Origin of the sequence: Psychrobacillus sp. AK 1817, assembly GCF_008807035.1 — a bacterium.
GTDB classification, from domain to species: Bacteria; Bacillota; Bacilli; order Bacillales_A; family Planococcaceae; genus Psychrobacillus; species Psychrobacillus faecigallinarum.
The window spans coordinates 2,706,137-2,718,133 of the sequence record NZ_CP031739.1; the positions used below are offsets into that span (position 1 = coordinate 2,706,137).

Here is an 11,997-nt window from a genome sequence, read left to right on the forward strand (position 1 = left end):
GCTAACTCCATAGTTTATAGTAGCTTATGTAATTAAGTAAGCAATTAGGAGGTAGAAAGAATGAAAACTGTACAACTCAATAATGGAGTTGAAATTCCAATTTTAGGTTTTGGAGTATTCCAAATCCCTGCAGAAAAAACAGAACAAGCGGTGATTGATGCTATCAAAGCTGGATATCGTCATATTGATACCGCACAATCATATATGAATGAAACGGAAGTCGGATTAGGAATTAAAAATTCAGGTATTGCTCGTGAAGAGCTTTTCATTACAACGAAAATATGGATTGAAAATGTGTCGTATAATGGCGTAATGAATTCTTTTCAAGGTTCACTTAATCGTCTTGGCTTAGACTATATTGACTTATTACTTATACACCAGCCTTATAATGATGTTTATGGTGCGTGGAGAGCAATGGAAGAACTTCAAAAGGAAGGGAAAATACGTGCCATTGGTATTTCAAATTTTGCGGTTGACCGAGCAGTAGATTTATCATTATTCAACGAAGTAACTCCAGCTATTAACCAAATTGAGATTAACCCATTCAACCAACAAACAGAAGCTATTGAAGCGTTAAAAGCAGAAGGAATTTGTCTTGAAGCATGGGCCCCTTTTGCAGAAGGGAAAAATGAGATTTTTCAAAATGAAATTCTTAGTGAAATAGGTAAGAAATATAACAAGTCAATTGCACAAGTTATTTTACGTTGGCTCGTGGAGCAAGAAATTGTAGTCTTAGCAAAAACGACAAATCCAGAACGTATGGCAGAAAACATTGATGTCTTTGACTTCAGCTTGACTGATGAAGACAAAACAGCCATTGCGACCTTAAATATTGGAGAAAGCCAGTTCTTCTCACATGCTGACCCAAATATGATTAAGTGGTTAGCTGAAAGAAAATTAGGTTTATAAGAGAGAGTCTTTTCCAAAACTATAGAATAGTAATCGCATGAAATTCGTTCATTTAGAGAGTTGATTTCATGCGATTATTTTTTTGCCTCTTAAAGAAAAGCTATCCTTTAATAAATTTACAAATTTTCTTTGCATTAAATTAGTAAGTACAATTCTTCGGATTTTCCTTTTGATAATTTCCCATATTTACTCTCCACCTAAACCTATCTCTTGAAGGTGTAATCCAAAGTAAGTAATCAGTATTATTTATCTTAAAATCTGCTGGTCGTGCCATACTCACTTGTATTTGACCATGTTCCCAATTCGTACTTTCAACCAGTTGGATTATATCGCTTATTTCTTCTTTGTCAGTTACGGTTTTAATTACTTCATAGGTGTCATTTTCAACGTTGATTCTCTCAATCACAACTTTATCGGGCATACCTACTGTCTGTTGCGAACAACCTACGATTACAACCAGAGCCATTAAAAGCATGAACAAACTAATAATCCTCATAGATTTATAATCCCCTTTTTACCAGTATTGTACTATAAGGCAATTTCATAACAGCATTATTTAAGAGAGTAAAGAGTAGCCTGTTTTATTGTTTAATCTTGTTTTATCCTTCTCAATCATTGAATAATCTGAAAGGGTTGAATCTATAATATAGCAAGTTTCTAATAAACTACAAAAGGATTCTATTTAGAAACTATTAAAACAGGATGTTCTAATCTATCAATTCGGATTAGACAGATGAATCAGGAGGAATGAATTTTATGAGTAGTAGAGAAGTACGAGAGATGCCAAGAACATTTGCCCAACAATTAAAATATTATAGAGGTCTCAGAGGTTATACCTGTAAGGAATTGGGGATGATGGCGAAAATTGACCCAGGCTATGTAAATTCTTTAGAACGTGGGAAGAAAAAAGCTCCTACCTATCCCATAATCAAAAATTTGGCAAAGGCACTTAAGGTAGATATTACTGATTTGATTGATATTGAGCCAAGCGAGGGTGAGCTTCCTTTAAAAAGTATTCAAGAAGTTATGGTTAATCAAGAATATCTTATAAAAGGGAAACTTCCGACTATGGAAACAAGGGAGGATTTATTAGGATTAATAGAGGCATTACTTGATTGTGAATGGGAAGAACATAGCAAACATTTGGATTCTGTGGAGATTTTAAACAGAGTTGATACATTTTTAAGGTCTTTAAAATAATCATCAAACAGGCGAGGAAAGAGAACTATGTATTTTTTTACTGGTTCTCTTTTTCTATATTTTTTGGAGGTTAGAGGTAAATGTCTAAAAATTCCAGTGAGCGAGAATTCATATTTACACTTTCGCAATTTGAAAATCCTCAAATTTTAGAAAAGGAATTGAACTTGAAATTAGCAGGATTAGAATTAGAAACAAAATTTGCAGGATTGAAAATTGATATGTATGGAATAGAACAGGATTCAGGAGTAGAGGTCTTTGTAGAGAATGTGTTGTTAAAATCGGATTATTCTCACCAATACCGACTTCTTAAACTTATAGAGGCAATAGATAAGGGGATTATTATTTATCAAGCGGTAGCGTTTAAAGATAAGTATGTAAAACAGTTAAGGAATAAAATATTAAATTCAGGTAAAAAAATCAACCTTTACTTTGTAACGATTAATCCTGAATTATTTAAGGGAATTGACTTATTGAATAGTGGAACACATAAGTTGAAAGTCTATGAAAACCTTCATATCCTCAATGAAGTCTCTAACCCTATCCAATTACAAAAGGAAATGAGCATTATTCGCTCAATTAAGGGGAACAAAAAATACAAGGAAAAGATTGATTGGGATTTTACTAATAGAGCGGATGTAAACAATTATCTCTTACTGCAATTAAGAAAAAAGATTCCATATTTTTTATCATTTCAAAGGCAGAAATCCAATCTTGATAGTTTGAGGATTATCCCATGTGGATTCGGAAAATCTGGTGTGTCTCTTATGCTATCAGTAGAGGATATGCGTTATCGTGCGTTCGTAGAGTTAAGATTTAGAGAGTTTAGTCCGCCAATCTATTACAAAATAAAAGAGAGAGAAGATAAGGCGAGAGAATTAATTGGGAAGGAGCTAAAATTTTTGGATGATAAGCACACTATAAATTACTCCTTTAAATCAAGAGGAAAAAGTGTGAGAGAAGCAGTTGATAGGTTAGTAGATGTTGCTGAAAAATTTATCTTGGCATTCAGCAATGATGTTCTTTATGGTGAGGAGGAGAGACTTGATATGCGGGAAGAATTTGAATACAGTCTGTAAATGAGCAGGAACAAGGCATTGGATTATCCAGTGCCTTAATTATTGCCTATTTAATCTTCTTTGATATTAACGTATTTAATTGGATTTTGAACACTTCTGGGCAGGTAATGCTCAACTGATTTCCCAATATATTTAGACCTTATAGATTCCTCGGCTGTTTGACCGACAAACTCCCAGCGAGTCGGTTCATCTTCTAATGGACCCCTTGTATTGAAGGTACTTCCAGCTTTAAACCATGCTATTACCTTGTAAATCTCATGAACAATTCCATCAAATATTGCAAAGGCATATTCAACCTTTTCTCTGTCTTCTCCAATTCGCCATACCCCTCTTGTTGCATCGTATAGTTCAATGTCATTCATGTCATAGCGGAACAAACGATTCAAACGAATTAAAATTGCTGGTTCATCTATGTTGACTTGTTCTCTTTCATAATGTGAAATCAACTGATTCACTTCTACCCTTCCAAAAACCCCACTTTGCCATCCTCGTACTCTATTAGTTAATTTATCTCTCCCGATTAAATCAATAATAGCGGCCTCAACTTTTAATGCAGTATGTTCATCTTCCAAGCCATGAATGAGAATTTCAATTTTAGGCTGTTGCCATCTGTCCCTTATGCGTTTTATAAAGCGGGTCATCAGAGTCGATTAAGTGGGAAAATACCCGATTACCGATACCTTTCCCTACATAAAATATCTCTTCAGTTTCGGGGTCAGAATAAATATAAACATAATATTTTAACTTGTTTATGACTTCTTTAGAAAATTGTCTGTTCATATAGACACCTCTTTTTCAATGTACATTTTTTTGCTGTTCGGATTCTATTATTCTTCTTATGTAAGTGAGAAGGTTGCATTTAGTGGTTTGTTCCTTAAATATATCGTAACAATTGAGAAAGAATTCCGAAATAGATTCATAATAATTCTTGCTATCTTCGCAATTGTTCGGAGCAATTACATAGAAAGTATGAAAATATTCATGTCTTTTTCATATAGAAACTGCGGTAATGCAAGTCATTATGTAAGGATTTCTTGTTTAGAAATTGAAAAAAGGCACAGTAGCTTTTATCTGTGCCTAAAATAAATACATTCTATTCATTTGTCTGAAACTCATTTGTAAATGATAACAAGGCTTGTGCAATTAAGTCTTGAACCTTTAGGTGAGGGAACTGGTTCTCACACAACTTGGAGAACTTTTCATAAATGGCTTCATTCAGTTTCAAATTTTTGTTCACGTATTTTGCCTTAGAATTGTATATCTCTTTATCTAAGACAAGAGTAGGTTTTTCGTTTACGGTAGACACTAAGCTCTTCAAGGTTTCTAAATTCTCTTTTATAAAGGTTAGTTCTTCCTGAAAGCCAGTGGTTGCTTTATCAGATGGTTTCGTAGTTCCTAATAATTCTTTATCCCGAATAAACTTGAAGTATTGATTCTCTCTGGCTATAAAAACGAAATCTTGCTTCTGCATTTCTTTTGTGAAGCTGGAATAGGCGATTCCTAACGTTTCTGCAACTCCTTTTAAATCACTATTTACAAGCATTTTGTTTATTTCTTCTGCACGTTTGTCTACATCCATTGTAAAAAATCTATCTTTATTCATGTGTGCTTTGCTCCTTTCTATTAGTTTTTTAATATTATAGTAGACTTGCTTTTTCTTTATAACTGCACTGTGTCGGGGCTACTTCATGCAAGGTGTTGTAAGGTTGGAAGGAGCTAAAAACAAAGAGTGGCTTATGATTATGTAATCGAAGTGGCTCAAAATTAAATATTCACACTGTCCTTTTGGTTCGGCAGGATTAGCGTTATAAGATTGCTCCTGAATTACTATCATATACAAGTGAACATGAGAGAGGAGGGAAGTCTCATAGTAATAGCAATAGAGAACAAGAAGAAAGGCAGTTGTAGTAAGAATCCTGGGAAGGCATTTGAAAAAGATTTTTATGATTCTATTCCAGAAAATATATTTGCTTACAGAATGAAAGATGATAGTTTAGGATTCGCCAACGTGAAAAACGCCTGTGACTTTATTCTATATAAAACTCCTAATATCTACCTCTTAGAGCTTAAAAGCCATAAAGGTAAATCAATTCCTTTCGGAGCTTTACAGCCATACCAAGTTGAATCATTGCATCGTTACAGTCAAATGGATGGAGTGGTTGCTGGATTTGTATTCAATTTTCGAGATATGAACGAAACGTATTTTGTCGATGCGGTAACAGTTTATCAGTTTTACCATGACGGTGAACGTAGGAGCTTTTCATTAGAATGGACTAAAGAAAATGGAATTTTTATTCCGCAAAAGTTAAAGAGAACTCGCTATCAATATGATTTATGTAAACTACTAAATTATTAGATTCAGTCTGATTTTAAAGAAACGGAGGAATGAAAGTGAGGAAAATAATTGAAATTGAAAGAAATTATGAAGGGGAGTTTCACCATAATTTATGGACAATCCTTAAAAGAGAAATAGACAAAAAGCCAGAATTTGTGGGCTGGTATCGAAAGGAGATGGTCATCAAGCTAAATGGAGAGCTGTATAGGCTTACAGAGTTTAAATGTTATCAAACCCAAGTGTGGCTTACGCTAAATCCATTTACAGTCGATTTGGGCAAGGTAAAAGAAAAATACGAAGGAGAAGTCAAATATGTAAATGAAAGAGAAATAGGATAGTACCAGAAGCCCTGTGGAGGGCTTCTATTGCTTTCTTAGGCATTCTCTGTTGCACGTATTGAACTTTTTACCATGTTTTTGTATCGACTTGTGTACAGTTCTAATACCTTCAAAATAACATCTTCTTCCTTTGCTACATAAATGCCATAAGACTTAAGTTGTAAAATTTCACCTATTTCCCGTTCTAACGCTTCTGTAAGAATTATCTCCACCTTTTTCATGCTCTGCATCCTTTCCCAATGTAAAATGATTACTCCTGCTGTGTAAAACTATTAGATTATAGATTGGAAGTGGGTATCCTATTACAAAGCCAATAGATTTTGAAAACAATCAACATTGATGTAAGGATACTGTTAGACAAATTTTGATAAGCTGAGTTCACATCTTTTTTTTGACATGACTTTAGTAATTCTTAATAATTCAAAGGTGAAATTACATAGTGTAAAGAATTATTTAAGGTAAATTCCAATATTTGAGGTGTAAATATGAAAGTCTCATTTTATTCTTTAGGTTCTGTAAATGAAACGGAGTTAGAATTTGCGGTAATTAATGCTATTTATAAGGGTAAGTGGGTTTATGTTAGACATAAAGAAAGAAAAACTTGGGAGATTGCAGGTGGTCATAGGGAACAGGGTGAATCAATTGAGGAGACAGCAAAAAGAGAGTTTTTTGAAGAAACGGGCTGTACAAATGTTGATTTAATTCCAATTTGCGATTATTCAATGGATGATTCTGTTACTAAAACTTTTGGAAGGTTATATTTTGGGAGGATAAAGGAGTTTGGTCAATTGCCAGTTTCAGAAATTGATGAAGTAAAACTATTTGATAGTCTTCCCGATAGTCTTACTTATTCAAAAATTCAACCAAAGCTATTTGAAAAAACACTTGTTTTTATTCAGGATAGTTATGTGTAGATTTATGTTTGTTAAAATTGAATTTGGCTATGATGTAGAGAAGTGTGTAAAAAAGAAGATATAGTGAGGGAATTCCATTGAATATTAATCAAAGAGCGATTCAAATGCTGGAAGAAAATAAATATGATGAATCGTTAAAGTTATTTAAAGAAGCTGTAGAAATATCCAGAGATGTCCAATCTCTAAATAACCTTGCTTGGATTTATTGTTATGAGGAATATGATGACACAAAGGCTCTTCCTTTATTAGAGGAAGCAATAAATATGAATTCAAAATCATATTTTCCCTATAATTTGTTAGGGGAGATTTATTGTAGGCAGGAAAAATGGGAATCTGCAAAAGATATATTGGAAAAGGCAATTTTTATCCAGTCTTCAAAAACTGCCTATAACAACTTGGCGGTTGCTAATTATCATTTGAGGAATATAGAAGATGCTAAAAAGTATTTCCTTTTAGCTTCTGAACCGTCTGATTTCGCATTGTATAGCCATGTTAAGTGCTTGACTGAAATAGGAAATAGCAGTGAGGCAAAACGTAAACTTGATTCATTTTCAGAAAATGATAATGAACTTGTCGGAGAAGTAGATGTGGCAGATTTATATGTTGAGTTAGGCTGTTATGAAGAAGCGATAAAATGGTTTGAAAAAGGTTGGAATAGTTACTGGAAACAACCAAATTGGATTGGTCGATATATCCATTCATTGCTAAAAGTGAACAATCCTACTCGGTCTCAAGAACTGTTGAATGAAGCAATTAACGAAAAAATAGAAGAAATTAAAGATGCACATGAAGAAGAATGCGATGAAGATTGGACAGAGAGTGATAAACAAGCCCATATTAAAGAATTGCTCAATGAAAAGAAAGGATATGAGCAAATGTTTGAAAAAGTCTCGTCTGGCTATGTTCCTGCTATGGAATTCGATATATCTATCCAGACAGCGTGTTATCTCTATGGTTGCAATCGCCATAATCACCCTGAATATAAAGATTAGGTTAAAAGGTATGAAAACACTATTGAATAATATGGGAATAAAGGATAGACAAAACAATTAAATTATTTCAAAATATAACCAACTATAATTTTTGAAAAATTAATAAAGGGAGATATACATAATGGAAAAAAGCTGGTTTAAAGTACATAGTGTTGACCGTAAGGGAAATGATATTATGATTAAATGTGAAGGTGTAGATGACCAAGAATTGGCTCATTTTGGCGGATTGGATTTACATGTGAAAGCTACAAAAACGCTTATTAGTGATTCTCAAAACGGGATGTCTTTTCCAGAAAAAGAAGGGGACTATAATATTGGCAATAAAGTAGTGGCTCTTTATTTAAATGAAATTGGCGAGTTGCTTAGAAATCTATCCATTGACTCGGATTATCTAACAGAATACTCTAACATAGATTTAGTTAAAATGTATCTTGAAAACGAATTGAAGAATCCTGAGATAGTAAGAGTAATTGAAAAGGATAATGCTGAAATTCAACAAGAACGTGAAGAGATTGAACAAGAAGAGAAAGAAATGTGGAATGGCTTTGTTGAGGGATTGAAAAATAGAGATATGTAGAGAACGCCATTTTTATGGTGTTTTTTTAGTGAGTTAAATAAAATGACATTTTAATAGAAAAAGACTGCATAATGCAGTCGAAAATTGTTTGTATTGAGTAAAGCATAGTTTATTTTAATTACACAATAAGTTCTTTATTTAATTCTTTACGGAGCAACTCATTTGCTTTTCCTTGAAATGAATGTACACTCGGATGATTGGATTCTACAATAATTTTTAGTGCTTCTATTTGTTTTCCTTCAACGAATATACGCTTAGCTTTTGCAGTTCTTGAATTCTTAGACTTTTGTGTGAAATCCTCCTGAATCTTTTCAACAACTACTTGGTTTGGAACATTCTTCGTTTCTAATTCCTTAAAATCTTCATAGTATTTTACAAAAATTCTTTTCCCCACACGATTTAATAAATCCTCAACTTGCACTGTATTCGCCAAAGCTACCACCTCAACTATATTTTATAGCTCTAACATAGCATAAAAAATGGCAGCTGTGTTTTAGCTATTTTTTCGGTTAAACACTTTCTCTTTACTCTCATTAATTAAGTGTGGCTGCAGGGTAAAAGAATATTCTGTGCACCTCACATATAGTATCTATTACAAATACCATACCTACCCTTGATTGAATTTAAAAACACACTCAAATCCATTAGAAAACTTTGATTACAGTTTTTTTAATGTTTGTTATAATTTTGACTATAGTATATATAAGATTTTTTAGTGTGGGTTAGGCATTTTACATATAAGAAAACTTTTGCATTGGAGTTGCAACTATGATTAATAATTGGCAAGTTCCTCGAAACAAGCGAAAACTGTACCCAGTGGTTGATGTTCTTTCGCTTTTTACATTACAAACTTTAGGAGACAATTGGAGAAGTAACTTAAATCGCCAACTGGATTTTGAAGCAGAATTAGAACGATATGGATTAAAAAGAACAGGGCAAAGAAGAGATAGACGAGCGGGTGGAGCAAGAACTTATGAATCATGGCTATACAATTTGGGTCTTATTTTTAAGGAAACAAATACAGATATTGTCCGAACAACATTAGCAGGAGAAGCGTTATTAGCTGGTCAGCCTCCTGTACCTATTATCACAAATCAGTTAATGAAGTTGCAGTATCCGTCTCCATATTCAGTTAGAGGAAGAGTAAATATTCATTATCGCTTTCAAGTAAGACCGTTTAGATTTTTACTAAGACTACTTGCTGATAGCCGAGTCCAGTCTTTATCTAAAGAGGAAATCGGTCGGTTTGTAATCACAGAAGGTGAGAATGAATCACGTAATTGTTTTGAACATGTTGTGCAGAGAATAATCAGCTACCGTTTAAATGGAGATGCAATATTACCTTCTGATTTTGAAGAGCAGTACCTAAGTAGTACAACTGGTTTGCGTTCAAGAGAAAAGACCTTATCGTATTTAGAGGATATTGCGAATACATTTATAAATTATTTAGAGTACACGCAACTTATCGAAAGAAATTCAAATGGTATTTATATACCACAGGACAGAATCAGTGATGTAGATTCAATTTTAAATGATGGAACTAATATAAGACAGCTTGACACGAACCATCCTTATGGTATTGAAAACTTTCAAAGGGGATTTGGTTTAGCACCTGGGCAAAACAGAGATAATCGCAATTTTGGCGGTCAGACAGTTACGGATAATTTATATAGGGAGAGAAGGATTCGCAGTGATTTGCTTCATATTGCGGGTACGAGACCTATCACAAACTTTACAGTGTCTTTAGTCAGAGAAATTGCTGATTCAACAGGCTATAGTATTCGTGAAGTGGAAGATGCGTTGGATGGATTCCGACCAGATACCTTTAGCCAATTTGAGGCAAGTTATCTTAATATGGCAATAAGCGGAACGGAACTGGCAACAGAATTTGAAATTGCGACTCGTGGTATTTTTGAACAATTAGGATTCCATGCGGAGCATGTCGGTAATCATGCTTTACATCCTGACATATTTGTGGAGTCGCCACAAAATTACTCTGGAATAATAGATACAAAAGCATACCGCACCTATACGATTAATAATGACCATAGAAATAGAATGGTAAACAACTATATACCAACTTATCAAAATCAATATGGCAATGTTGAGTTTTTTATGTATGTTGCTGACGGTTTCGGAAGCAACATCGCTTCTCAAGTTCAGAATATAGCCGACCGAACAAATGTAAATGGCAGTGTTATTACTGCAAGAAATGTTATTAGGCTGCTTCAACGTTACCAAGCTACTCCAATTGACCATAATTCACTTAGAATATTGTTTGCAAATAACTCTGTAATCACGATGTCAGAAATAGATTCATTATAGACTCCTTTATTTGGAGTCTTTTTTTAGTAAGTCTTGATTATTTTCAATAAAACTTGTATAGTGTATAATTTGATATGTCGAACAAAGAACGAACATTTGGAGTTGTCGTAAATGATATTTAAAAAAGGAGAGCTATTTTGCGGACCTGGCGGTTTAACGCTTGGTGCAAAAATGGCTGAAGTTGAAAAAGACGGGGAACTTTTTAAAGTTGAACATGCTTGGGCAAATGACTACGATGAAGCAACTTGCGAGACCTTTCGTCATAATATTTGTCCAGACAACCCCGAAACAGTTATTTGTGGTGATGTACGGAAATTGGATATTACCAAACTTCCTGAAATTGATGCCTTTGCTTTTGGTTTTCCATGCAATGACTATTCAATTATTGGAGAATCAAAAGGCTTAGAAGGAGAGTATGGTCCTTTATATACGTATGGAATAAAAGTCTTAAAACATCATAAACCAAAATGGTTTATTGCTGAAAATGTTGGAGGGTTAGAATCCGCAAATGAAGGACAGGCGTTTATTAAAATCCTACAAGAGATGGAAGAGGCGGGATACAATATTACACCTCACCTATATAAATTCCAAGAATATGGAGTACCACAATCACGTCATCGTATAATTATTGTTGGTATCCGTAAGGATTTTGGATGGACATTTAAAGTGCCGAAAGCACCTTTCAAAGATTCTTCTTTTTGGAAAACTTCTCGTCAAGCATTGGAAGAACCACCGATTCCAGAAGATGCTTTTAATCATGAATTAACGAAGCACCAAAGCAAGGTAATAGAAATGTTGGAGCACATACCTCCAGGAGAAAACGCATGGTTTGAAGGGCTTCCAGAACATTTAAGGCTGAATGTCAAGGGTGCAAAGATGTCTAATATCTATAAGAGATTAGACCCTACTGCACCAGCATATACTGTTACTGGAAGTGGTGGCGGTGGTACTCACATGTATCACTACAATGAACCAAGAGCTTTAACCAGTCGTGAACGGGCAAGGCTACAGACGTTCCCAGATTGGTTTGAATTTATTGGAGGCAAAGAGGCGGTTAGAAAGCAAGTAGGGATGGCTGTTCCGCCAGATGGAGCAAAAGTAATCATTGAGGCTATTTTAAAATCCTTTGCTGGAATAGAGTATGAAACCGAGTCTTCTAAATGGGAAGAAGAGTTAAGTGAAATGCTATCAACAGGTAAAACGAAGAAAAATAGAAAAGGTTCAGCAACAAAGCAGAAAAACAAAGAGAAAAATAATGACGTAGCTCCAAAAGAAGAGCAGGTCGAATTTACGATATAGTGTTGAATCAGCCTTGGGTCAGCAATTTGACT

Annotated in this window: 16 protein-coding genes; 10 read left to right on the plus strand and 6 right to left on the minus strand. The window is 34.2% G+C overall.

All coding sequences use genetic code 11. The features are described 5' to 3' along the window. Window positions 1-60 precede the first annotated feature (60 nt). On the plus strand, window positions 61-909 hold the full coding sequence (locus D0S48_RS13515) for an aldo/keto reductase (protein ID WP_151112082.1): 849 nt from the start codon (window positions 61-63) through the stop codon (window positions 907-909). A gap of 139 nt (window positions 910-1,048) precedes the next feature. On the opposite strand, the gene D0S48_RS13520 is transcribed toward D0S48_RS13515, so the two are convergent. Continuing rightward, window positions 1,049-1,405 (minus strand): hypothetical protein, encoded by a 357-nt coding sequence (locus tag D0S48_RS13520; RefSeq protein ID WP_191963802.1) that lies wholly within the window; start codon window positions 1,403-1,405, stop codon window positions 1,049-1,051. A 251-nt stretch (window positions 1,406-1,656) separates the two neighbouring features. Here D0S48_RS13520 and D0S48_RS13525 point away from each other — a divergent pair, with 251 nt between their 5' ends. Together D0S48_RS13525 and D0S48_RS13530 are read left to right on the plus strand one after the other, a co-directional pair. Next, a complete protein-coding gene (locus D0S48_RS13525; RefSeq protein WP_151112086.1) occupies window positions 1,657-2,109 on the plus strand; it encodes a helix-turn-helix domain-containing protein in 453 nt (150 codons plus the stop codon). A gap of 80 nt (window positions 2,110-2,189) precedes the next feature. Continuing rightward, window positions 2,190-3,185, plus strand: a complete 996-nt coding sequence (locus tag D0S48_RS13530) for a hypothetical protein (RefSeq protein ID WP_151112088.1) — start codon at window positions 2,190-2,192, stop codon at window positions 3,183-3,185. Between the two features lie 50 nt (window positions 3,186-3,235). Here the strand turns inward: D0S48_RS13530 and D0S48_RS20975 are convergent, their stop codons facing one another. From D0S48_RS20975 to D0S48_RS13545, 3 genes are all read right to left on the minus strand, one after another. Beyond that, a complete protein-coding gene (locus tag D0S48_RS20975; protein ID WP_225321623.1) occupies window positions 3,236-3,757 on the minus strand; it encodes a hypothetical protein in 522 nt (173 codons plus the stop codon). Window positions 3,758-3,779: 22 nt separating this feature from the next. Beyond that, window positions 3,780-3,965 carry a hypothetical protein gene (locus D0S48_RS13540; RefSeq protein WP_151112090.1) on the minus strand — a complete coding sequence of 62 codons (186 nt, stop codon included), beginning with the start codon at window positions 3,963-3,965 and terminating at the stop codon, window positions 3,780-3,782. Window positions 3,966-4,278: 313 nt separating this feature from the next. Then, window positions 4,279-4,788 carry a hypothetical protein gene (locus D0S48_RS13545; protein WP_151112092.1) on the minus strand — a complete coding sequence of 170 codons (510 nt, stop codon included), beginning with the start codon at window positions 4,786-4,788 and terminating at the stop codon, window positions 4,279-4,281. A 243-nt stretch (window positions 4,789-5,031) separates the two neighbouring features. Here D0S48_RS13545 and D0S48_RS13550 point away from each other — a divergent pair, with 243 nt between their 5' ends. Together D0S48_RS13550 and D0S48_RS13555 are read left to right on the plus strand one after the other, a co-directional pair. Next, window positions 5,032-5,541, plus strand: a complete 510-nt coding sequence (locus tag D0S48_RS13550; protein WP_191963803.1) for a Holliday junction resolvase RecU — start codon at window positions 5,032-5,034, stop codon at window positions 5,539-5,541. 35 nt (window positions 5,542-5,576) lie between these two features. Continuing rightward, the gene (locus tag D0S48_RS13555) at window positions 5,577-5,858 is read left to right on the plus strand and encodes a hypothetical protein (RefSeq protein ID WP_151112096.1); all 282 of its coding nucleotides are present in this window, start codon (window positions 5,577-5,579) and stop codon (window positions 5,856-5,858) included. A gap of 35 nt (window positions 5,859-5,893) precedes the next feature. Here the strand turns inward: D0S48_RS13555 and D0S48_RS13560 are convergent, their stop codons facing one another. After that, complete coding sequence (locus D0S48_RS13560; protein WP_151112098.1) at window positions 5,894-6,079, minus strand: hypothetical protein; 186 nt, start codon at window positions 6,077-6,079, stop codon at window positions 5,894-5,896. 264 nt (window positions 6,080-6,343) lie between these two features. Here D0S48_RS13560 and D0S48_RS13565 point away from each other — a divergent pair, with 264 nt between their 5' ends. The 3 genes from D0S48_RS13565 (at window position 6,344) to D0S48_RS13575 (ending at window position 8,341) form a co-directional block, all read left to right on the plus strand. Beyond that, window positions 6,344-6,772, plus strand: coding sequence for an NUDIX hydrolase (locus D0S48_RS13565; protein ID WP_151112100.1), 429 nt, complete (start codon window positions 6,344-6,346; stop codon window positions 6,770-6,772). Between the two features lie 77 nt (window positions 6,773-6,849). Further along, window positions 6,850-7,764 carry a tetratricopeptide repeat protein gene (locus D0S48_RS13570; RefSeq protein ID WP_151112102.1) on the plus strand — a complete coding sequence of 305 codons (915 nt, stop codon included), beginning with the start codon at window positions 6,850-6,852 and terminating at the stop codon, window positions 7,762-7,764. Between the two features lie 121 nt (window positions 7,765-7,885). Next, window positions 7,886-8,341, plus strand: a complete 456-nt coding sequence (locus D0S48_RS13575) for a hypothetical protein (RefSeq protein WP_151112104.1) — start codon at window positions 7,886-7,888, stop codon at window positions 8,339-8,341. Between the two features lie 118 nt (window positions 8,342-8,459). Here the strand turns inward: D0S48_RS13575 and D0S48_RS13580 are convergent, their stop codons facing one another. Then, window positions 8,460-8,774, minus strand: a complete 315-nt coding sequence (locus D0S48_RS13580; protein ID WP_151112106.1) for a hypothetical protein — start codon at window positions 8,772-8,774, stop codon at window positions 8,460-8,462. A 335-nt stretch (window positions 8,775-9,109) separates the two neighbouring features. Here D0S48_RS13580 and D0S48_RS13585 point away from each other — a divergent pair, with 335 nt between their 5' ends. Further along, window positions 9,110-10,666 carry a restriction endonuclease FokI C-terminal domain-containing protein gene (locus D0S48_RS13585; RefSeq protein WP_151112108.1) on the plus strand — a complete coding sequence of 519 codons (1,557 nt, stop codon included), beginning with the start codon at window positions 9,110-9,112 and terminating at the stop codon, window positions 10,664-10,666. A 111-nt stretch (window positions 10,667-10,777) separates the two neighbouring features. Continuing rightward, a complete protein-coding gene (locus D0S48_RS13590) occupies window positions 10,778-11,965 on the plus strand; it encodes a DNA cytosine methyltransferase (protein ID WP_151112110.1) in 1,188 nt (395 codons plus the stop codon). Window positions 11,966-11,997 lie beyond the last annotated feature (32 nt).

What these genes read in the sequence shown, in the direction of transcription:
- D0S48_RS13540 (WP_151112090.1), bottom strand. Translation starts at nt 3,965, where the DNA reads ATGAACAGACAATTTTCTAAAGAAGTCATAAACAAGTTAAAATATTAT.
- D0S48_RS13565 (WP_151112100.1), top strand. Translation starts at nt 6,344, where the DNA reads ATGAAAGTCTCATTTTATTCTTTAGGTTCTGTAAATGAAACGGAGTTA.
- D0S48_RS13590 (WP_151112110.1), top strand. Translation starts at nt 10,778, where the DNA reads ATGATATTTAAAAAAGGAGAGCTATTTTGCGGACCTGGCGGTTTAACG.
- D0S48_RS13545 (WP_151112092.1), bottom strand. Translation starts at nt 4,788, where the DNA reads ATGAATAAAGATAGATTTTTTACAATGGATGTAGACAAACGTGCAGAA.
- D0S48_RS13575 (WP_151112104.1), top strand. Translation starts at nt 7,886, where the DNA reads ATGGAAAAAAGCTGGTTTAAAGTACATAGTGTTGACCGTAAGGGAAAT.
- D0S48_RS13530 (WP_151112088.1), top strand. Translation starts at nt 2,190, where the DNA reads ATGTCTAAAAATTCCAGTGAGCGAGAATTCATATTTACACTTTCGCAA.
- D0S48_RS13585 (WP_151112108.1), top strand. Translation starts at nt 9,110, where the DNA reads ATGATTAATAATTGGCAAGTTCCTCGAAACAAGCGAAAACTGTACCCA.
- D0S48_RS13520 (WP_191963802.1), bottom strand. Translation starts at nt 1,405, where the DNA reads ATGAGGATTATTAGTTTGTTCATGCTTTTAATGGCTCTGGTTGTAATC.
- D0S48_RS13525 (WP_151112086.1), top strand. Translation starts at nt 1,657, where the DNA reads ATGAATTTTATGAGTAGTAGAGAAGTACGAGAGATGCCAAGAACATTT.
- D0S48_RS13550 (WP_191963803.1), top strand. Translation starts at nt 5,032, where the DNA reads ATGAGAGAGGAGGGAAGTCTCATAGTAATAGCAATAGAGAACAAGAAG.
- D0S48_RS13515 (WP_151112082.1), top strand. Translation starts at nt 61, where the DNA reads ATGAAAACTGTACAACTCAATAATGGAGTTGAAATTCCAATTTTAGGT.
- D0S48_RS13560 (WP_151112098.1), bottom strand. Translation starts at nt 6,079, where the DNA reads ATGAAAAAGGTGGAGATAATTCTTACAGAAGCGTTAGAACGGGAAATA.